This is a genomic window from Bradyrhizobium sp. SZCCHNGR1005, assembly GCF_032489995.1.
Classification (GTDB): domain Bacteria; phylum Pseudomonadota; class Alphaproteobacteria; order Rhizobiales; family Xanthobacteraceae; genus Bradyrhizobium.
Genome location: NZ_JAUEZC010000015.1, coordinates 60,550 through 79,984, shown reverse-complemented (window position 1 = coordinate 79,984; position 19,435 = coordinate 60,550). Strand labels below are relative to the sequence as shown.

At 63.2% G+C, this 19,435-nt stretch carries 15 protein-coding genes; 10 read left to right on the top strand and 5 right to left on the bottom strand.

The window, feature by feature from the left end; all coding sequences use genetic code 11:
- Window positions 1-169 precede the first annotated feature (169 nt).
- From QXZ85_RS32795 to QXZ85_RS32770, 7 genes are all read left to right on the top strand, one after another.
- On the top strand, window positions 170-1,192 hold the full coding sequence (locus QXZ85_RS32795; protein ID WP_316175594.1) for an NADP-dependent oxidoreductase: 1,023 nt from the start codon (window positions 170-172) through the stop codon (window positions 1,190-1,192).
- A 45-nt stretch (window positions 1,193-1,237) separates the two neighbouring features.
- Window positions 1,238-1,582 carry an MAPEG family protein gene (locus QXZ85_RS32790; RefSeq protein WP_316168256.1) on the top strand — a complete coding sequence of 115 codons (345 nt, stop codon included), beginning with the start codon at window positions 1,238-1,240 and terminating at the stop codon, window positions 1,580-1,582.
- A gap of 19 nt (window positions 1,583-1,601) precedes the next feature.
- Window positions 1,602-2,900, top strand: coding sequence for an RsmB/NOP family class I SAM-dependent RNA methyltransferase (locus QXZ85_RS32785; RefSeq protein ID WP_316175596.1), 1,299 nt, complete (start codon window positions 1,602-1,604; stop codon window positions 2,898-2,900).
- A gap of 309 nt (window positions 2,901-3,209) precedes the next feature.
- Entirely contained in the window at window positions 3,210-4,814 is a 1,605-nt protein-coding gene (gene guaA, locus QXZ85_RS32780) for a glutamine-hydrolyzing GMP synthase (RefSeq protein ID WP_316175598.1), read from the top strand.
- 344 nt (window positions 4,815-5,158) lie between these two features.
- On the top strand, window positions 5,159-5,314 hold the full coding sequence (locus QXZ85_RS33895) for a M48 family metallopeptidase (protein ID WP_410052725.1): 156 nt from the start codon (window positions 5,159-5,161) through the stop codon (window positions 5,312-5,314).
- Window positions 5,315-5,362: 48 nt separating this feature from the next.
- Window positions 5,363-6,181 (top strand): virulence associated protein, encoded by an 819-nt coding sequence (locus QXZ85_RS32775; RefSeq protein ID WP_316175600.1) that lies wholly within the window; start codon window positions 5,363-5,365, stop codon window positions 6,179-6,181.
- Window positions 6,147-9,254 carry a DEAD/DEAH box helicase gene (locus QXZ85_RS32770; protein WP_316175601.1) on the top strand — a complete coding sequence of 1,036 codons (3,108 nt, stop codon included), beginning with the start codon at window positions 6,147-6,149 and terminating at the stop codon, window positions 9,252-9,254. The genes QXZ85_RS32775 and QXZ85_RS32770 overlap by 35 nt, the downstream gene beginning before the upstream one ends.
- A 909-nt stretch (window positions 9,255-10,163) precedes the next feature.
- Here QXZ85_RS32770 and QXZ85_RS32765 read toward each other — a convergent pair.
- Window positions 10,164-11,501, bottom strand: coding sequence for a UDP-N-acetylglucosamine-peptide N-acetylglucosaminyltransferase (locus tag QXZ85_RS32765; RefSeq protein ID WP_316175603.1), 1,338 nt, complete (start codon window positions 11,499-11,501; stop codon window positions 10,164-10,166).
- A gap of 643 nt (window positions 11,502-12,144) precedes the next feature.
- Here QXZ85_RS32765 and QXZ85_RS32760 point away from each other — a divergent pair.
- Window positions 12,145-12,600, top strand: a complete 456-nt coding sequence (locus tag QXZ85_RS32760) for an RbsD/FucU family protein (RefSeq protein ID WP_315731191.1) — start codon at window positions 12,145-12,147, stop codon at window positions 12,598-12,600.
- Window positions 12,601-12,794: 194 nt separating this feature from the next.
- Here the strand turns inward: QXZ85_RS32760 and QXZ85_RS32755 are convergent, their stop codons facing one another.
- Window positions 12,795-13,436 carry a glutathione S-transferase family protein gene (locus QXZ85_RS32755; protein WP_316175605.1) on the bottom strand — a complete coding sequence of 214 codons (642 nt, stop codon included), beginning with the start codon at window positions 13,434-13,436 and terminating at the stop codon, window positions 12,795-12,797.
- Window positions 13,437-13,555: 119 nt separating this feature from the next.
- On the opposite strand from QXZ85_RS32755, the gene QXZ85_RS32750 reads away from it, so the two are divergent.
- Entirely contained in the window at window positions 13,556-13,735 is a 180-nt protein-coding gene (locus QXZ85_RS32750) for a DUF1778 domain-containing protein (RefSeq protein WP_315744903.1), read from the top strand.
- A 423-nt stretch (window positions 13,736-14,158) separates the two neighbouring features.
- Window positions 14,159-14,524, top strand: a complete 366-nt coding sequence (locus QXZ85_RS32745; RefSeq protein WP_315705408.1) for a hypothetical protein — start codon at window positions 14,159-14,161, stop codon at window positions 14,522-14,524.
- A 674-nt stretch (window positions 14,525-15,198) separates the two neighbouring features.
- Here the strand turns inward: QXZ85_RS32745 and recQ are convergent.
- The 3 genes from recQ to QXZ85_RS32730 form a co-directional block, all read right to left on the bottom strand.
- Entirely contained in the window at window positions 15,199-17,004 is a 1,806-nt protein-coding gene (gene recQ / locus QXZ85_RS32740) for a DNA helicase RecQ (protein WP_316175608.1), read from the bottom strand.
- A gap of 12 nt (window positions 17,005-17,016) precedes the next feature.
- Window positions 17,017-18,222 (bottom strand): M20/M25/M40 family metallo-hydrolase, encoded by a 1,206-nt coding sequence (locus tag QXZ85_RS32735; RefSeq protein WP_315705410.1) that lies wholly within the window; start codon window positions 18,220-18,222, stop codon window positions 17,017-17,019.
- A gap of 234 nt (window positions 18,223-18,456) precedes the next feature.
- A complete protein-coding gene (locus tag QXZ85_RS32730) occupies window positions 18,457-19,347 on the bottom strand; it encodes a serine hydrolase domain-containing protein (RefSeq protein WP_315705411.1) in 891 nt (296 codons plus the stop codon).
- Window positions 19,348-19,435 lie beyond the last annotated feature (88 nt).

Sequence of the window (19,435 nt, the reverse complement as noted above, 5' to 3'; positions counted from 1 at the left end):
CGAGGCAACCGGGAATCCAACGAGCTGTCTCTACCCGCCGCCACTATGACAGTGACACCCGGTCAGATACAGGAATCTCGAAATTGTCTTGCCCCTCACCTCTGGATTCCGGGTCCATCGCTGCGCGATGTCCCGGAATGACGAAGCCAACAACAAAGAGGAAACACCGATGTCCCAAGGCCAACGCATCGTTCTCGCATCGCGCCCGGTCGGCGAGCCCAAGCCCAGCGATTTCCGGCTGGAGACCTTCGTCGTGCCCACGCCCGGACAGGGCGAGGTGCTGCTGCGCACGATCTGGCTGTCGCTCGATCCCTATATGCGCGGGCGCATGAGCGACGGTCCGTCCTATGCCCAGCCGGTGCCGGTCGGTGGCGTGATGGAAGCGGGCACGGTCAGCGAGGTCATCGCCTCCAACAATCCGAATTTCGCCAAGGGCGACATCGTGCTCGCGCGCGCCGGCTGGCAGACCCATGCGCTGTCCGACGGCGCAGGCTTGCGCAAGATCGATCCGGCGATTGCCCCGATCTCGACCGCCGTCGGCGTGCTCGGCATGCCCGGCATGACCGCCTATACCGGCCTGCTCGAGATCGGCCAGCCCAAGCCGGGCGAGACCGTGGTGGTCGCTGCGGCCTCGGGCGCGGTCGGCTCGGCCGTCGGCCAGATCGCCAAGATCAAGGGCGCCCGCGCCATCGGCATCGCCGGCGGCAAGGACAAATGCGACTACGTCCGATCCGAGTTCGGCTTCGACGACTGCATCGACCATCGCGATCCCGATCTCGCGGCGAAGCTGAAAGAGGCTTGCCCGAAGGGCATCGACGTCTATTTCGAGAATGTCGGCGGCCCGGTGTTCGAGGCGGTGTTCCCGCTGCTCAACAATTTCGCCCGCATGCCGGTGTGCGGCCTGATCGCGCATTACAACGACACCCAGTCGGTGGCGCCGAAATGGGCCGGCGCCTTGATGCGCAATGTGCTGACGAAGCGGCTGACGATCCGCGGCTTCATCGTCTCCGACTTCGCCGCGCGCCATGGCGATTTCCTGCGCGACATGTCAGGCTGGGTGCGCGAGGGCAAGGTCAAGTACAAGGAGTTCGTCACCGAGGGCCTGGAGAATGCGCCGGACGCCTTCATGGGCCTGTTGAAGGGTGCTAATTTCGGCAAGCAGCTGGTCCGCGTCGGGCCGGACAAGCTCTGAGATCAGGCCTGCGCGAGTTCCGGCAGCAAACGAAAGGACGTCACGATGTCGCTACAGATGGTCTTGCTGCCGGTGTTCGTGCAGGTCGGGTTGACCTTCGCACTGCTGTTGTGGCTATCGCGGTCGCGCACGAACGGTGACGGTCTGGTCGATCAATTCGACCTGCCCGTGCTGTTCTACGTGCTGATCGCACTGACGCTGCCGATCCGCCACGCCGATCTCGTCATCGTGATGCTGTCGTGGGTGTTCGTGGTGACGCGCTTCGTCCATGCCGGGGTGCTGGTGGGCGCCGCCGAGGCGCGGCAGCGTTCGATGGCGTGGCTCGCCGGCGCGCTGGTGCTGCTGGCGATGTGGCTGTATTTCGCGCTCAAGATCCTGATCCTGATTTAGTTTGTTCTGAAAGTTTGAAATGACCCCCGCCGCCCGGCTGTCCGCCGCCATTGAACTGATCGACACCATCGAGGCCCAGCGTGCGCCCGCCGCCAAGGCGTTGAAGGATTGGGGCACCAGCCATCGCTTCGCCGGGTCCGGCGACCGCGCCGCGATCGCGGGGCTGGTGTGGGATGTGCTGCGCCGGCGCGCCTCGAGCGCCTACGTGATGGACGACGACAGCCCGCGCGCCCGCGTGCTCGGCATGCTCAAGGTCGAGCGCGGGCTCGACGTGCCGACCATTGAGGCCTTGTGCGACGGTGGCCGCTTTGCGCCCGCGCCGTTGACCGACGCCGAGCGCAGCGCGCTGGCCTCGTGCACCGCCGACGGCGCGCCGCCGCATGTCGCGGGCGATTATCCGGAATGGCTCGATCCGTATCTCGCCGCCGTGTTCGGCGCGGACCGTGCGCTCGAGGCCGCCGCGATGGCGAGCCGGGCGCCGCTGGACCTGCGCGTCAACACGCTGAAGGCCGGCCGCGAGAAGGTGATGAAGTCGCTGAGCCATCTGAAGCCCACGCCGACGCCGTGGTCGCCGATCGGCCTCCGCATCGAGCTCGGCGCCGACGCCCGCAATCCCGGCATCCATGCCGAGGAGGACTTCATCAAGGGCCACATCGAGGTGCAGGACGAAGGCTCGCAGCTCGCGGCACTGTTCACCGCGGCCAAGCCCGGCGAGCAGGTGATCGATCTCTGCGCCGGCGCCGGCGGCAAGACGCTGGCGCTCGCCGCGCTGATGCAGGGCAAGGGCCGGCTGATCGCCACCGACCAGGACAAGCGCCAGCTCGCGCCGATCCATGAGCGGCTGTCGCGGGCCGGGGTCCACAATGCCGAGGTGCGCTCGCCGAAGGGCGAGGAGGAGCCGCTCGCCGACATCAAGGCCTCGGCCGATCTGGTCGTGATCGACGCGCCCTGCACGGGCACCGGCACCTGGCGCCGCAACCCCGACGCCAAATGGCGCATGCGTCCCGGCGCGCTCGAAATCCGCTTGAAGGACCAGGCAGAAGTGCTTGAGCGCGCGGCCGGAATGGTCAAGCCGGGCGGCCGCATCGCCTATATCACCTGCTCGGTGCTGAATCCCGAGAATGGCGAGCAGGTCCGCGGCTTCGTCGCCCGGCATCCGGAATTCTCGGTCCAGCCCCCGGAGCAGACGGCGAGCGTCTTGTGGGACAAGGCCGAGGCCTTCAGCGAGGCCGCCTTGGCCTCGCCCGAAGGCTGGCTGATGACCCCGCGCCGCACCGGCACGGACGGGTTTTTCGTCTCCATTTTGAAAAAGAAGTAGGGTGGGCAAAGGCGCAACGCGCCGTGCCCACCGACCATCGACGGGCGCGATTGGTGGGCACGCTGCGCTTTGCCCACCCTACGGGACTGGCGATGACCCTGGCCGCGCGGGTTCTTCGTTTCGGTGTTGCGGAAGGCCTGACCCCACCCTCGGCGTCATTCCGGGACGCGCCGCTTGGCGCGGGCCCGGAATCCATACGCCCGGTCGTGGTCATCGATTCCGGGCTCGCCCTGCGGGCGCCCCGGAATGACGGGGAGGGCGATACCCTCAAGCCTTGCAGGACTCGCCCCGGCGGCGTAATTCCTTGCCATGACAGCCCCACAAAAATCCCCCGATGCCGCCGACCCGACGCTCCATGTCGCCTCGGCGCATGACAAGGTTCTGATCGTCGATTTCGGCAGCCAGGTCACCCAGCTGATCGCCCGGCGGGTGCGCGAAGACGGCGTCTATTGCGAGATCGTGCCGTTCCAGAAGGCGGAGGCCGCCTTCCGCGAGATGAAGCCGAAGGCCGTGATCCTGTCCGGCGGGCCGGAGTCGGTCCATGAGGAAGGCTCGCCGCGCGCGCCGCAGCTGATCTTCGAATCCGGCGTCCCGGTGCTCGGCATCTGCTATGGCCAGATGACCCTGGCGGCCCAGCTCGGCGGCGAGGTCGAAGGCGGCCACCACCGCGAGTTCGGCCGCGCCGACGTCGAGGTCAAGACCGATAGCCTCCTGTTCGACGGCGTCTGGAAAACGGGCGAGCAGCACGAAGTGTGGATGAGCCATGGCGACCGCATCACCAGGATGCCGCCGGGCTTCTCCGTCGCCGGCGTGTCGGCCAACGCGCCGTTCGCGGTGATCCAGGACGAGACGCGCAAATATTACGGCCTGATGTTCCACCCCGAGGTGGTGCACACGCCCGATGGCGCCAAGCTCTTGCGCAACTTCGTGCGCAAGGTCGCCGGCCTTTCCGGCGACTGGACCATGCGCGCCTTCCGCGAGGAGGCGATCGAGAAGATCCGCGCGCAGGTCGGCAAGGGCAGGGTGATCTGCGGCCTCTCCGGTGGCGTCGACTCGGCCGTGGCCGCCGTGCTGATCCACGAGGCGATCGGCGATCAGCTCACCTGCGTGTTCGTCGATCACGGGCTGCTGCGGCTCAACGAGGCGCAGACTGTCGTCGACCTGTTCCGGCATCACTACAACATCCCGCTCGTGCATGTTGATGCGTCGAAGCTTTTCCTCGGCGAACTCGCCGGCGTCACCGATCCCGAAGCGAAGCGCAAGACCATCGGCAAGCTCTTCATCGACGTGTTCGACGCCGAAGCCAAGAAGATCGGCGGCGCCGATTTCCTGGCGCAGGGCACGCTCTACCCTGATGTGATCGAGAGCGTCTCCTTCACCGGCGGGCCCTCCGTCACCATCAAGTCGCACCACAATGTCGGCGGCCTGCCCGAGCGCATGCACATGAAGCTCGTCGAGCCGCTGCGCGAATTGTTCAAGGACGAGGTCCGCGCGTTGGGGCGCGAACTCGGCCTGCCCGAGATCTTCGTCGGCCGCCACCCGTTCCCGGGCCCGGGCCTTGCCATCCGCTGTCCCGGCGAGATCACCCGGGACAAGCTTGAGATCCTGCGCAAGGCGGATGCTGTCTATATCGACGAGATCAGGAAGGCCGGCCTCTACGACACCATCTGGCAGGCGTTCGCTGTGCTGCTGCCGGTCAAAACCGTCGGCGTCATGGGCGACGGCCGCACCTACGACTACGTCGTCGGCCTCCGCGCGGTCACCTCCACCGACGGCATGACCGCGGATTTCTATCCGTTCGACATGAAGTTCTTGGGCAACACGGCGACGCGCATCATCAACGAGGTCAAGGGCGTGAACCGGGTGGTGTACGACGTGACCAGCAAGCCGCCGGGGACGATCGAGTGGGAGTGAGGTAGGGTCGACATGAGGGGGATATCGCGACGCGATCTGTTGGCCATCCTTGTGGTGCCGTCATCCCGACGCCGGCCTTCGCCGGCCCCGCGTTCGCTCCGGCCGAGCATTTCTTCTCGGTCGAGTTTCCGTCGCCCCTGGAGGAAACGTCGACCGGCCTGCAGGGACTTTCGTCCACGACGTAGCTGGCCAAGGACGGAAACAAGGCACACCTTCCTCGTGCGGGTCATGAAGCGCAAACCGCTGGACGGCAGGGATGCTGCTGACCGGAAGTTCATGGCGTCGTTCAAGGTGCTGATCTGATGGCGCTGTAGTTTTGTGCACTGTCATCCTAATGCGATTTCATTCGTGCACCCACGGGTTGCATCGACTGCTTGATTACGCAAGAGCTTGTTCATCTCATCCATCCGCATCACGGTGCCACCTTTTACGAACTGTTGGAAACGTTGATGCCGGACTGGCTGAGCCGCAAGCACCGGCTTGAGCGAAATCTTTCCTGAAGGAACGTTACGTATTGAAAGCGTTTTTTGAAAGGATTGCTTCTTACGATGCCGACACCTGCTCATCTTGATTGGCTTGTTGATACCGGAGAGCGGCTGACAACAGCCGACGGCATTGAAATTGAAGTATGGGAGCTTCAGCACGGCGACGATCCCGCTGTGCTTTCGGCATGGGCTAAGCATTTTCGTGAACACTATTGCGACGACGATATGCTGAAGAAACTTGTTGCTGGGACGGGCAAGACCAACGGCGAGTATCTGCTTGAGACTAAATTTCCCGACGCTACTGAAAAGCCAGGTCCGAGCATTCGTTCCGGAGACTTCGCTGAGATTCTTGTCGCGGACTATATCGAATACAAGCTTGGCTACTGGTGTCCGCGCCAGCTCCGGTATGATCAAAAGTGGAGTCGGAATGAATCGACCAAGGGCTGCGATGTCTTGGGCTTTCAATTCGTAAATGACGGTGGCATCGATCCGAACGATGAGTTGTTTGTCTTTGAGGCCAAGGCGTCCTTGTCCGGAAACACACCAAAAAATCGGTTACAGGATGCCGTCACCGACTCCGGGAAAGATCCCTTGCGAGAAGCGACGACGTTAAATGCCCTTAAGCAGCGCTTCTTTGAACGTGGCGAAGAAGCGCCAGCGCTAAAAGTGCAGCGTTTCCAGAACATGGCGGATCACCCGTTCACGCGGATAAGTGGCGCGGCAGCCGTGCTAAATGCGTCGTTATATGATGAGACCCTGATCGCGCAAACAATCACGGCGGGGCACCCCAATTCGGCGAACTTGAAGCTCATCGTCATACGCGGGGATACCCTGATGACCCTTGTTCATGCGCTTTACGAAAGGGCTGCCAATGAGGCCTGAAGCAACGGCGCGGCGGGTGCTTTCGGTTACCCGATCCAAAGCCAAAATGTACGAATTTGATGTGCCGGGCGAGCATCATATCGCGATGCCGCAGCGCCCCGAGTTGCTGTTTTCGCTGGCGGTCGGGTTGTTGGGAGATGCCGCAGCGGCCATTGCTCTTGGTGATACAGTTGCGGGGCGTGAACAGACCACCGACGAAGCGTTAGGATTCGCAGCGACTTATTTTGAAGCCTATGTCGACAGCCGTTTGGATGAGACTGTCAATGTCGACTTTCACCTACTTGGCGCCGCGGCTTACTACCTGGCTAACAATCCCGGAAGCGCGATGGTGGTTGCCAGAGGCACTGAGGCGCCACCGGTCGCGCTGGGCTCCGGCCTGGCGCTGCTGGTCTACCGTCTGCTGCTTTCCGATTACTCTCCTATCGGCCACACCGCCTACGGCGCTTATCCCGATGCCGTACTCAACGCTGTCGCTGCGTACATGACGGGCAGCGGCAATGCCGAAGATGCCGTGAATGAAATCGTCGGGATTCGAGAAGAAGCTTATCATACCGGTGACGGCCGGGAGCTGCTTTACGCGGACATCGCCGCCGCCCTTGTCCGCAAGAAGATCGCGAATGCGGCACGTACTATTCTTCCGGTTGCATCGGGCATGCCGCTTCAGTCCTGGCTGCCAGCGTTGCAGCGACCCGCGTTTCCGCGTGAGTTGTGGCCGTCGCAGCAACGCATTTGTGCGGCTGGCGTCCTTCAAGGCACCTCGGCGGTCATCCAGATGCCCACCAGCGCCGGGAAGACCCGCGCTACCGAGTTGATCTTGCGCAGCGCCTTTCTCAGCGACCGCGCGTCGCTAGCCGTCATCGTCTGTCCGTTTCGGTCGCTATGCCACGATATCCGGGGGGACATGGCGCGTGCGTTTGCCGGCGAGAATGTCGCCTTGAATGAAGCGACAGACAGCTTCCAGCAAGATATTTCGGTTGAAGGCCTGTGGGAACAAAAGACGATTCTTATCGTCACTCCGGAAAAGCTTCTCTACCTCATTCGCAGGACGCCGGAGCTGGCCCAACATATCGGCCTTGTCATTTACGACGAAGGCCACCAATTCGATAGCGGGGCGCGCGGAGTTACGTATGAGCTTTTGTTGACATCCCTCAAGCTGTCATTGGCTGAAGGCACACAAATCGTATTGATCTCGGCCGTGATTGCGAACTCTCGTAACATAGCGGGATGGCTGATTGACGACGAAGAAGCCATCGTCGACGGGGCGGGTTTGATGCCAACGGCAAGGCGGGTCGCGTTTGCAAGTTGGCAGACCCAGCTCGGCCGACTTGAATACGTCAGTCCGCTGGACCCAGACGATACGGAGTTCTTCGTTCCGCGCGTTATCGAGCGCGTACAGCTTCGGCGTTTAGGCCGGGAACGAACGGATCGGTACTTCCCAAAACCGGAGGACGGGTCCTCAACGGGCCTCTATCTTGGCCTCAAGCTCGTTGCCAAGGGAAGCGTCGCCGTCTTTTGCGGTCGCAAAGACACCGCCGTCGGTGTCTGCGAGATGGCCGTCGACCTGTTTCAGCGAAGCGGTGGCTTTACCAAACCCGCCGATGAAGCGGATCCTGGCGAAGTCGAAAGGCTTGCCTCGCTCTTCGCACAACACGTCGGTCAGGATGTCCCGTCAACAAAGGCGTCAGAGCTCGGCATATTCCCGCATCATGCTAGTGTGCCAAACGGCTTGCGCCTGTCGATCGAGCACGGCATGAAGACAGGCGATATAAATTTCGTCGTCTGCACGTCAACGCTCGCTCAGGGCGTGAATCTGCCCATCCGATACCTGATTGTGACCGGGGTCTACCAGGGTGGAGAGCGGATACTCGTGCGCGACTTTCACAATCTAATTGGGCGCGCCGGCCGAGCCGGCATGCATACGGAAGGCAGCATCATTTTCGCCGATACGAAGGTTTTCGACAAACGGCGTCAGGTGCGGGAACGATGGCGATGGCAGACCGCAAAAGAATTACTCGATGTATCCAATTCAGAGCCGTCAAGCAGTAGCATCTCGGAGATATTCGAGCCGTTCGAATACGGCCAGCCCACGCGCCAAATCTCCCTAAGCGTCGACTTGCTCCATACGTTGGTGTTTGACCACGAAACAACCATTGAAGCCACCGTCGCGCAGGTTGTCAATGCGAACCCCGGCGTGGACGCCCGGCGGTTTCGACGGTACTTGCAGGAGCGCATGCAGATCGTGCACGGAATTGCATCCTTCCTCTTGGCTCATCTGGACTTCGCGCAAGAAGGGCTCGCCGATCGAGCCGTTCATCTTGCGGGAAATACACTCGCCCACTATCTTGCCGACGAAACGCAAAGAGGTCAGATCGAAACGGTGTTCCGCACGGTTGCACAGCGCTTGCTTGAAGGCGCAACAACCGATGAGATGCGCGCGACGCTGCGGCGCTCGCCGCTGGCTCCCACTACGGTAAATACCTTGAAGGTCTGGCTGGATGACAACCGGGAGGCCCTCATCGGGGCGCTCAACGCAGGGACGCTTTTAGCGTCAGTGGCGGCTGTTGTGCTCCAGTACAACAAGAGCGGCACCATAACTTCCTTGTCGGACCAAACTGTGATGCCGCAAATCGTTGAGAGCTGGATCCGGGGAGCAAACTTTGAGGTAATACTTCAGCTTCTCTCCGACAGAAACATACGCATCGGCGGCAACAACCGCTATCCGACGGTGGAGGATGCCGTTGCGATCTGTGAAAGCGGGCTCGGGTACGAGGGCGCCATGATCCTGGCCACCATTGCAGATCTCGCCGCGGGTGACGAAGGCGACCTCCCGGAGGCGCTTGCGCTCCTTCAACGGCAAATGAAATCGGGCCTCACGTCCCTCGCAGCTCTTGGCTTCTTTGAAGCAGGCTTCGCCGACCGCGTCGTTGCTCAGGCTCTGGCACTTGCGTTTCCAAACGTTTCCAACCGGCAATCCGCGCGTCTCGCGCTACGCAATGGCCAAGCACAGGCCCGCCAAGTCGTAGACCAATACCCCGCGTATTTCACGTCGGTGTTACATGAACTCTTGATCTGAATCTTGCGGTGACAAATCTAGCCCCTGGCGCGCCGCTTCATTTGACGAGGCGCTTCTTCAATCTCCCTGATAGCCTTTATCGCGAAGCGCCCCAGATCAGGATGGATGGACCAAGCACGAAGCAGCGGAATGTCACTGAGAGTTACAGTGACAGTGCTGGAGTGCACTTAACTCGGGGGATGTCGCCGCGACGCTGCTCGTGAGAATATTCGAGGAGACGGATGCGCATAGTCGCCGTCTGCACGACGGGCAATGCGCGCATGCCCTTCATGCGCCAACTGCCTGTCGTGCCAGTTTGTCGCGGACTGATCAGTTGCACCGTCGGGCAAATCAGGTTCACATTCTCCCGCGTCTCGGCTCGCAAGAGGGACGTTTCGCGATCGTCACAAACGTTGAGCTTGGGATGCGGTGGGCGCGTCGGTTTGCAGCTTGATCTCGTCAGGCGGACGAACAAACGGATGCGACGGTGAAATCGCGTGGTCCTGGTCTCCCGGTGCTGAGACCAAGTTGGTGGGGATGATCCGCTGGCGACGGGGGCAAACAAGCCGGTCCCCGGGGAGATCGCGTATAACCCGTTCAAACCATTGCGCAGGGAAGGCCGGTGATTGGGCTGACCTGTGGTTCTGCCGCGTGCTTTTTTGCTGCACGCGGACCGCGGGTATCAGCCGATACCCGGTCTTTCCTGCGCCTCTTCTTCAGGAAGAAGAGGGGACAATCGAGCAAAACTCGGGCGCAAGCCGCCGCGAGATCGCGGCGTCGTGCCTTGGCTGTTTGGTCATTGGCTGTTTGACAAGTTGGATCAGTCGTCCAAGACGCATGCCGTTTCAGGCGCTCGCGGCATGTTCGTCACGCCGTTTGCAGGTTGATCCCGTCGGGATCGGCGCAGGGAACAGCAACCTTGCGCTCTTGTCAGATCGCAACCGCGTCAATTGTTGTGTGCGCGACGCCGCAGCGGTGGCGCTCCCACATGGCGCCATAAAGACTTTCGAGAGCCGCTGTATAGGCGGCCACGTCGAAAAGCGGTGTCGTCATGCGGTTGCGTCGGAGCTTGGCTTTGCACGCATGCAGCAGGCCCGGCTGTGTCGCGAACGCCAAGGCGGCTGAAAAATACTCGTCCTCGTTTCGGGCTATCAGCTCCGGCATCCCGATCGCATGCAAGAGGCTTCCGGCCACTCGGGACGGAAAGGTCTCGCCGGCGCATGTGATGATCGGGACGCCGCACCACAATGCATCACTTGCCGTCGTATGAGCGCCAAACGGTGAGGTATCGAGAACGAGGTCGGCATTTTGCAGACGGCTCAGGTGATCGTTCTGAGTCATGTGGGGAGCAAAGACGAGACGATCAGGGATGATCCCGCGTCGCAAGGCTTCTCCCCGAAGATTGCCTTGCGCGCGCTCGTCGGCAAGGAGCCACAACACGCTGTCGGGGGCTGCATTGAGCAACCGGCACCACAAGTCAAAGCGCGCCGGTGTGATCTTGTAGGCCTGATTGAAGCAGCAGAACACAAAACCCGTCTTCGGCAAGCCAAGCTCTGCGCGCTCAGGCCGACGGCCGATGGTGCTTTTTCGGCCATGCGGCTGATATGAGTGTGGCATGTAGGCGAAGGCTTCCGAATAGGCAGAGGCAATCTCCATCGGCGTCATGAACGGGTCGGTGATGATGTAGTCGCACGTGTCCCCGCCCATCGTCCCGGGATATCCGAGATAGTTCACCTGAACAGGTGCAGGATGCAGCATCATGATGCCTGTCCGAGCGCCCCGCGTGTATCCCTTCAGGTCGACAAGGATATCGATTCCTGCGCTGTGTATGGTGCGCGCGGCGTCGGTGTCGCTCATCGCCGTCACGTCATGAAAGGCGTCGAAACTGCTGCAGAGGCGTTGACGCATTCCTCCGCCATCGTCGACGCCGAATGAATAGGCATGCACCTCGAAGCGGTTGTGGTCATGCGCCTCGAGCGTCTCGATGAGCAGCCGCGATGTGGCATGGTCGTGGAAGTCGTTGGAGAGATAGGCGATGCGTATCTTATCGCGAGGAGCGATGGGAAACCGGAAAGCAAGCCTGTCGCGCTCAGGACGACGTGCAGCGATCCGATCGCGCACCCAAAGATCTGAACACACGCGCTGCTCGTGCGCGCTTATTCCTGGAAGGGAGAGGAGCAGGAACGGCGGCACCTCACCCCCTTGATCTCGCGCCAGCACGGCTCGCATCTGCGACCGGGACTGATCGAACTCGTCCCACTCGCACATGTCTTGGCTGCGGCCTGAATATCTCGTCAAATTGCCTCCCATCCTGGTTCAGGCTGTCGGTTGTGTTTTCTGCCCTTGTGGCAAACCGGCCAGACGACGTTCAGGTTGGGGCCAATCCGACATTCGTGCGAGGCGTTGTGTCAGGGAGCCGACGGGATCAGATACTCGGGATGCGCCAGCCCGTCGCCTATGGTGCAATAGACGTCCAAGCAAATGGTGGGCCACTATGCGCAGCCTTCGGCCGCGCTGCCGTCGGGATGATTTTGAAGGTCTACCGACCGATGCAGCGCACGGCCAGCCGCGCGCGGTTGCGGTCGTAGGCAGGATGGGTTGAGCCGGCGGCGAAACCCATCGACTGATTGGTTCGGTCAGGATGTGTTTCGCTGACGGCGGTCAGCCGGTCACTGCCTGCAGGGAACGGTTGTGCTCGGCCTTGCTATAGGGGCGCCCTGCAATGTCGTCCACGAACATTGCAGATCATCCCCGTCGGCCCGCACCCATCATGCGCCATTTGGTGGAGCTGAAGAATGTCTGGAACCCCATTGGAGAAGAGCGCACCATCCAACTGAACGCCTCGCCCGACGCGGCCGAAAGTGTGAGGGCAGGCAGAATGACAATGCAAACCGTGATGCAGGGAGAAACCATGCTCAAGACCATCGATCCGTTGCTCAATGCCGACGTGCTCTATGCGCTGCGCGCGATGGGGCATGGCGACCGGCTGGTGATCTGCGACACCAATTTCCCGGCCGACGCGATCGCGCGGCAGACCGTGTTCGGCGAGCTGCTGCGCATCGACAATGTCAGCGCGGCCCGGGCCGTCCAGGCGGTGCTGTCGGTGCTGCCGCTCGACACCTTCGTCGACGATGCCGCGGTCAGGATGGAGGTCGTCGGCCAGCCGCATGAGGTGCCGCCGGTGCAGCAGGAGGTCCAGGCCGTGATCGATCGCGCCGAAGGAAAATCCTGGCCGCTGGTCGGCGTCGAGCGCCACGCGTTCTATGAGAAGGCGAAGGCCGCCTATTGCGTGATCGCGACCGGCGAGCGCCGGTTCTACGGCTGCTTCATTTTCAGCAAGGGCGTCATCGCGCCGGACGCGTCGTGAGCATACTTCTGGCCGCGCTGCACATGGGTGATGCGCGTCGTGTTCTCTTGGCATAGCCCGGGCGAGCGCCCGCCGAGGCCCAACGGGCGTCGGCGGGAGCGACCCCGGAGGCGAGGCCAGCGCGCATGTCGCTACGCTTATGGCGGCCTACGGGACTGGCTTGCGCTCCGTAAGCGGTTGAGCGCCGAGAGCGGTCATTGACCGGCCGCGGCAGCGAGCCATGCCCTTCTGCCCTTACATGTTTCCATGGCCCGCTCGTAGGCGTCGCGTGCGCTGGTGCGGGCCATATAGGCCTGCTCCGCCTCGCCGAGGGCGATGCCCCCAAATCTTCGGGCCAGCTCCAGGGCGTAGGTCACCGAAATGTCGGCCGCCGTAAACGCCTCGCCGGCGAGATAGGGCGAGCGCGCAAGCTGCCGCCTCACCAGCCGCAGCCGGCTCTCGAACATCTCCAGCGCTTGGCCGGCGCTCCAGTTGTTCCGCTCGGCCTCGGGGGCGAAATTGCGGGCGCCGCCGACGAAGTAAGCGCCCATCGCGAGGCCGGCTTCTCCCAGGTGCAGGAACTGCTGATAGGTGGGGAAGGTGGGATCGTGCGGGTCCGGGGCGAGCGACGTCGGCCCGTGGCGGGTCATCAGGTACTCCATGATCGCAATCGACTCGACCATGGTGACATCGCCGTCCTGGATGGCCGGGATGAATCCGGCGGGGTTGACGGCCAGGAACTCCGCGTCGTTCTCGACGCCGGCAAGGTCCACCGGCCTCAGTCGGTAGGCGAGCCGCATTTCCTCCAGCAGCCAGACGACCCGGAACCCTCTCCCTTCGCCGAAGACGGTGATCATGTTCGCGATTCCCTGGGTGGAGCGGCTCAATTCAATCGCTCAAAGTTCGCGCGAGCGCAACCGGATCGACGGCACCAAGTCCGTCTCCGCGCTGCAGCCTGTCGACCAGTGTTCGCCTTGTGTCACGGTCCAATCAACCGCATCTCGCGCGAACAGAGGGGCCTGTTCGGGCGGAGCGCCTGGACGCGCGGGAGAGTGCCGCGCACCAGAGCCTGATCAGGCGTTCAGCTGCCTCGCAGGGGCGAAGCGCAACGGATTTCGTGCTGGCCAGCGTACAGGACGCGGGGGAGCGACAATGAGGAGCATAACCAGCTCAGGCTCTCGATGCGCGACAGCGAAGCGATGCGTGGCTGAACGCGAGGCTATCGTGAGTGAACAGGCGCCTGACGTGAGGCCGATTACGCCGCGCCATTTCGGATCGAAGCGCTCGGGGCGCATCACGACCAAAAATGGGGTCGCAGCGACGTAGCGCGCTCGGCGGCGTGATCCAGCCGGACGGCGCGCGGATGAATCGGGACTCCATGGCCGTGACAATGGGGAGAGAGGCAAGACCGGCACCGGCACGCGCGTTCGTCCGGCGCCGAGATTTGGAAGGGCTCTTGCGTTGTCTGCCTGACTTGCGCCGAGTTTTTCGGCTGATAGTCAAAGCAGGCATTCCTCATCGTCCCAAATGGTTTGGATGAGGCGATCGATCGTTCAACCCGGCCTGGAGAGCCGTCGTCATGAAGAAGTTCATATTGTTCATCTGTCTCGCTCTGCCGAGTGCGTCCGCCGCCGAAGTCGGACGGAAGGAGTTGATTTTCGCAGGCGTCAACGACTGCCTGAAAGAATCCGTGAGCGCGGGGGGCCTGGAAGACGGCGGTGACGCCATCATTCTAGCCTGCAAAGGCGATAAGGCACGCGTCCTGTTCAATATGCTCGGCGGGAAGATCCAATCCGAGGTCGTGCAGGACAAGAACGGAAAATTTGAGAACAGACCCTTCGGCAATAACGCCTGCTATCGCCGGGTTGAAGATGCCGGCGGCAAAACCTCTGACGAGTTCCGCTGTGATCTGGTCGTCGTCACAGGAGATGTCTTCAAGAACTAGCGAGAGCCGAGCGACCTGGGCACACGTGCTTGGCCAGCGCGGCATGTCGTTGCGCTTGAGCGGTATCGTCCGCGCTCTTGCCCTGACGGCAGATATCCGCACATGCGTCATGCGTGAATTGCCCGTCGTGCCAGTTTGTCGCATGTCGCTCTGCTTGTGTCGTCGGGCAAATCAAGTTCACATTCTCCCGCGTCTCGGCTCGAGAAGAGGGACGTTTCGCGATCGTCACGAACGTCGAGCCTGGGATGCGGTGGGCGCGTCGGTTTGCAGCATGATCTTTTCATGCGGACGAACGGATCGATGCGACAGTGAAATCGCGTGGTCCTGGTCTCCCGGTGCTGAGACCAAGTCGGCGACGATGCTTCGCATCGCGCCGGCGACGGGGGCAAACAAGCCGGTCCCCGAGGAGATCGCGTATAATCTGTTCAAACCATTGCGCAGGGAAGGCCGGTTGTTGGGCTGACCTGTGGTTCTGCCGCGTGCTTTTTTTGCTGCACGCGGACCGCGGGTATCAGCCGATACCCGGTCTTCCCTGCGCCTCTTCTTCAAGGAGAAGAGGGGACCATCGAGCAAAGCTCGGGCGCAAGCCGCCGCGAGATCGCGAGGTCGCGCCTGGGCTATTTGGTCAATTGGCTGTCAGACAAGTTGGATCAGTCGACCAAGCGCAGGCCGTCTCAGGCGCTCGCAGCATGGTCATTGATGACCGTCAAAAAGGCCTCGCCATAACGCGCGAGCTTGACGGCGCCGGCGCCGGGGATCGCGGCAAACTCGGCGACCGATCGCGGCCGCCGCGCGGCCATCTCGGCCAGTGTCTTGTCATGGAAGATGACATAGGGCGGCACGTTCTGCGCCTTGGCCAACTCCATCCGTTTGACGCGCAGCTTCTCGAACAGGTCGCGGTCGGCGGCAGGAAACGTTTGTGCCGTCTGGCGATCTCGCGATGCCCGGTCGCGCTTGGCTTTCTTGAGGATACGCAAGCTCAGGGGCGGCTTGTCCCGCAGGAACTGACGGCCTTCGGGCGAAATCGACAGGCCGCCATGGCCGGCGACATCGACCGCGATCAGCCCATGCGCGACGAGCTGGCGGACGATGGAGCGCCAGGCGTTGCGGTCGTGCTCCTTGCCGATCCCGAACGTGGAGAGCTGGTCATGGCCCAGCCGCTCGATGCGCTCGTCGGTCTCGCCGAGCAGGACCGCGACGACATGGGCCTGCCCGAAGCGCTCGCCGGTGCGGTGGACGCAGGAGAGCAGCTTCTGCGCGGCGATGGTGCCGTCGAAGGTCGCGGGCGGATCGAGACAGACATCGCAATTGCCGCAGGGCTCGCAGTCGTCGCCGAAATAGCGCAGCAGAACCTGCCGGCGGCATTGGCAGGATTCGGCGAAGCCGAGCAGCGCATCGAGCTTGCGGCGCTCGGTGCGCTTGCGCGCATCTGATGCCTCCGACTCGTCGATGAAGCGGCGGCGCAGCGCGATGTCGTCGGCGCCGTAGAGCATCAGGGTCTCGGAGGGCAGGCCGTCGCGGCCGGCGCGGCCGGTCTCCTGATAGTAGGCTTCGATGCTGGAAGGCAGGTCGACATGCAGCACGAAGCGGACGTCGGGCTTGTCGATGCCCATGCCGAAGGCGATGGTGGCGACCATGATCAGCCCTTGCTCGAGCTGGAAGCGGCGCTGGTTGGCTTCCCGCGCCTTCATCTCCATGCCGGCGTGATAGGGTAGCGCGGTGAAGCCATGGTCGGTGAGGGCGGCGGCGACGTCCTCCGTCTTGCGCTTGGACAGGCAATAGACGATGCCGCTCTCGCCTTTGCGGGACTCCAGGAAGCGCAGCGTCTGCTGCATCGTGCTGGTCTTCTCGGCCGCGCCATAGCGGATGTTCGGCCGGTCGAAGCCGGAGACGAAGCTGTTCTCGACGCCGATGTTCAGGTGCTCGACGATCTCCGCCCGGGTCGGCGCGTCCGCCGTCGCGGTGAGCGCGATGCGCGGCACAGCGGGGAAGCGCTCGGCGAGACAGCTCAGCGCGCGGTATTCGGGCCGGAAATCATGGCCCCATTGCGAGACGCAATGGGCCTCGTCGATGGCGATCAGAGACAGCTGCGCGGATGTCAGCCGGTTCAGGTTCTCCGGCTTCAGCAGCGTTTCCGGGGCCATGTAGAGCAGGTCCAGTTCGCCCCGCTCGATGTCCTGCCAGAGCAGATCCTTCTCCGCGCCCCAGAGCCGGGAATTGAGCGCCGCCGCCTTCACGCCGGCCTGCCGGAGCGCCGTCACCTGGTCTTCCATCAGCGCGATGAGAGGAGAGATGACGAGCCCGATGCCCGGACGCGCCAGCGCCGGGATCTGGTAGCACAGCGACTTGCCGCCGCCGGTCGGCATCAGGACGAAGGCGTGACGGCCCGCTGTCACATGGTCGATGATGTCCCGCTGCCGCCCGCGGAAGCTGTCATAGCCGAAGACGGTCTTGAGGATGGAGAGGGGATCGGCCGCCATGAACAGCTGAGCTCATCGCATCGTCGCAAGCCGCAGCGCCAGCGCGCAGGCCCGCTCGTATTCGTTGCGATCGATCCATTCGTCCGTTGTGTGCGGCTCGTTCTGCCCGGTGCCGAAGGTCACGGTGGGAACGCCGTGGCGGACCATCCAGTTCGCATCCAGCCCGCCATTGCCGGCGCGGATGGCCGGGGTGCCGCCGACGTCGGACACCGCCGCGACGGCGCGCTTGACGACGGGCAGGCTCTCCTTCATGCGGAACGGATAGTAGTCGGTCTCGGCTTTGAACTTGACACGGCCCGACTTGCCGTCGCTGTTGGTGACGCGCTTGGCGGCGTTCTCGAACGCGGTCTTGTAGGCCTTGGTGATCTCCTTGCAGAACTTCGCATCGTGGCTGCGGCTCTCGCCGCGCACATGGATGTAGTCGGTGACGACGTTGGTGGCGTCGCCTGCAGGGCGGCCTTCGCCGCCGGTGACGGGGCCGACATTGCTGGTGCCGGCCTTCGCGCTTTGCCCCTTGCCCTTCACCACCTTGCCGAACCAGCCGCCAGCCTTCACCTCGGCCAGCGCGAGCGCCAGGATCATGGTCGCGCTGATGCCGCGCTCCGGCGCGACGCCGGCATGCGAGGCGCGGCCGAAGATCTCGACCTGCCAGCGGTCCGCGCCGACGGCGCCGATGGTGACGCCGGAGGCGGAGCTGCCGTCGAAGTTGAAGGCCATCACCGGAGCGCCGAGGTCGTCGGTCTTGACGTGGCGCGCGCCCCACAGCCCGGTCTCCTCGCGCACGCAGAACAACAGCGTGATCGGCGGATGATCGAGCTTCTGCTTGGCAAGCTCAGCCGCCAGCGTCACGAGGATGCCGCAGCCGCAACGGTTGTCGCCGCCGAGCGCGGTCTTAGCCTCGTTGACGATCTTGCGGCCGGCGATCTTCGGTTTGGCGCCGGCGCACAGCGGCACCGTGTCCATGTGGGTCATGAACATGATGCGCGGCTGGTTGTGCATGGTGCCGCGTCCCGGCAGGTCGACGATGAGGTTGCCGGTCTCGGTCGGCAGGGGAATGCGGCTGTTGGCGTCGTCGAACCGGATCGCCTTGGCTGGCACGCCGCTCTCCTTCAGCGCCGCGGCGAGTTCGCGCCCGATCGCCGCCTCCTTTCCGCTCACACCCTCGACACTGAGGAAACGCATGAGACGGTCGGTGGCGGCCTGGGTGTCGACGGACATGAGGAATTCCTTGTGAATCGCGATGCGAGCGAAGCATCGGCCGCCGCGCTCCGTTTCGCAAGGGGGCCCGCCCTTGTCCCTGGGGCGGATGCTGACTCGGACCGGAACGGAGGGCAATTGCCCATATCCATCGCGTCCAAATCGCCTGTGGCGCCACTCCGTCGCAGGATGGTTCACATGTCTCGGCGTCTCGGTTCGCAAGCGGGGCGCTTCGAGATCGTCACCAACGCCGCGCTAACGACAGTCCGCCGCGTAGATTGCGCGGCTGAGATCGGCGGAGAAGCGGCCACCGTTCGACATACCCTCGAGCGCGGTGTTGGTGAAGGCGACAAGTGTCAGGCGTTTGGCGGGATCGACGAACCAGCTGTGGCCATAGGCGCCGCCCCAACGCCATGTGCCGGGCGTCTCGGCCACGCCCGCCGCTCGCGGCTCGCGCAGCACCGAGAATCCGAGGCCGTAGCCCCAGCCCGGCGAGCCTTCGATTTCGAGCTCCGTGATGTGGTCGTGCGCCATTTCCGCCGCACATTCGGCTGGCATCAGCGCTCCGCTGCCCTGGCGCAGGGTTTCAAGGAGGTCCATCGTATCCCGCGCACTCCCGACCTTGCCGGCGCCGCCGGACGGAAAAGCCGTTGCGTCGAAGGCGCGCGACGGGTCCATTCGGATGCCGGGAAGACCAGGAAGGAACGGCACCAAGTCCGGTTCGCGCATGCGACGCGGGCGCGGGCAATCGTCGGCATAAGCTGTGGCGAGCCGGGCGGTATCGGCAACCGAAAAGCCGGTGTCCTTGAGCGCGAGCGGGTCGGTCACGAGCCGGCGCACGGCTTGCGGAAGAGCCAATGCCGTCGCGGCTTCGATCAGCGCGCCCGTGACGTCGAGGCCGAGCGAATAGGAGCGGCGCGTTCCCGGACGAAACAGGAGCGGCACATCGGTGAGCCGGCGCAGATTTTCCGCAAGTGTCATGCCGGCCCGATCCATGCCATCCGAGACGCCAGCCCGATGCAGCGGGCCGTTCTCTGGCTCCAGGAAACCGTAGCCAAGGCCAGCGGTGTGCGTGAGGAGGTGGCGCAGAATCCATTGTTTCTGCTTCCTTGTCGATTGTCCCGCCGAGAGCGTACCAAGCGCCATGCCTGTCGGAAATCCATACAGTATCGATGCCCGGCGGTCGACGTGACGCTTCCGCCCGGAATTTGGAGAAGACTTCCAATATGCGATC

What these genes read in the sequence shown, in the direction of transcription:
- QXZ85_RS32795 (WP_316175594.1), top strand. Translation starts at nt 170, where the DNA reads ATGTCCCAAGGCCAACGCATCGTTCTCGCATCGCGCCCGGTCGGCGAG.
- QXZ85_RS32790 (WP_316168256.1), top strand. Translation starts at nt 1,238, where the DNA reads ATGTCGCTACAGATGGTCTTGCTGCCGGTGTTCGTGCAGGTCGGGTTG.
- QXZ85_RS32785 (WP_316175596.1), top strand. Translation starts at nt 1,602, where the DNA reads ATGACCCCCGCCGCCCGGCTGTCCGCCGCCATTGAACTGATCGACACC.
- guaA (WP_316175598.1), top strand. Translation starts at nt 3,210, where the DNA reads ATGACAGCCCCACAAAAATCCCCCGATGCCGCCGACCCGACGCTCCAT.
- QXZ85_RS32775 (WP_316175600.1), top strand. Translation starts at nt 5,363, where the DNA reads ATGCCGACACCTGCTCATCTTGATTGGCTTGTTGATACCGGAGAGCGG.
- QXZ85_RS32770 (WP_316175601.1), top strand. Translation starts at nt 6,147, where the DNA reads ATGCGCTTTACGAAAGGGCTGCCAATGAGGCCTGAAGCAACGGCGCGG.
- QXZ85_RS32765 (WP_316175603.1), bottom strand. Translation starts at nt 11,501, where the DNA reads ATGTGCGAGTGGGACGAGTTCGATCAGTCCCGGTCGCAGATGCGAGCC.
- QXZ85_RS32760 (WP_315731191.1), top strand. Translation starts at nt 12,145, where the DNA reads ATGCTCAAGACCATCGATCCGTTGCTCAATGCCGACGTGCTCTATGCG.
- QXZ85_RS32755 (WP_316175605.1), bottom strand. Translation starts at nt 13,436, where the DNA reads ATGATCACCGTCTTCGGCGAAGGGAGAGGGTTCCGGGTCGTCTGGCTG.
- QXZ85_RS32745 (WP_315705408.1), top strand. Translation starts at nt 14,159, where the DNA reads ATGAAGAAGTTCATATTGTTCATCTGTCTCGCTCTGCCGAGTGCGTCC.
- recQ (WP_316175608.1), bottom strand. Translation starts at nt 17,004, where the DNA reads ATGGCGGCCGATCCCCTCTCCATCCTCAAGACCGTCTTCGGCTATGAC.
- QXZ85_RS32735 (WP_315705410.1), bottom strand. Translation starts at nt 18,222, where the DNA reads ATGTCCGTCGACACCCAGGCCGCCACCGACCGTCTCATGCGTTTCCTC.
- QXZ85_RS32730 (WP_315705411.1), bottom strand. Translation starts at nt 19,347, where the DNA reads ATGGCGCTTGGTACGCTCTCGGCGGGACAATCGACAAGGAAGCAGAAA.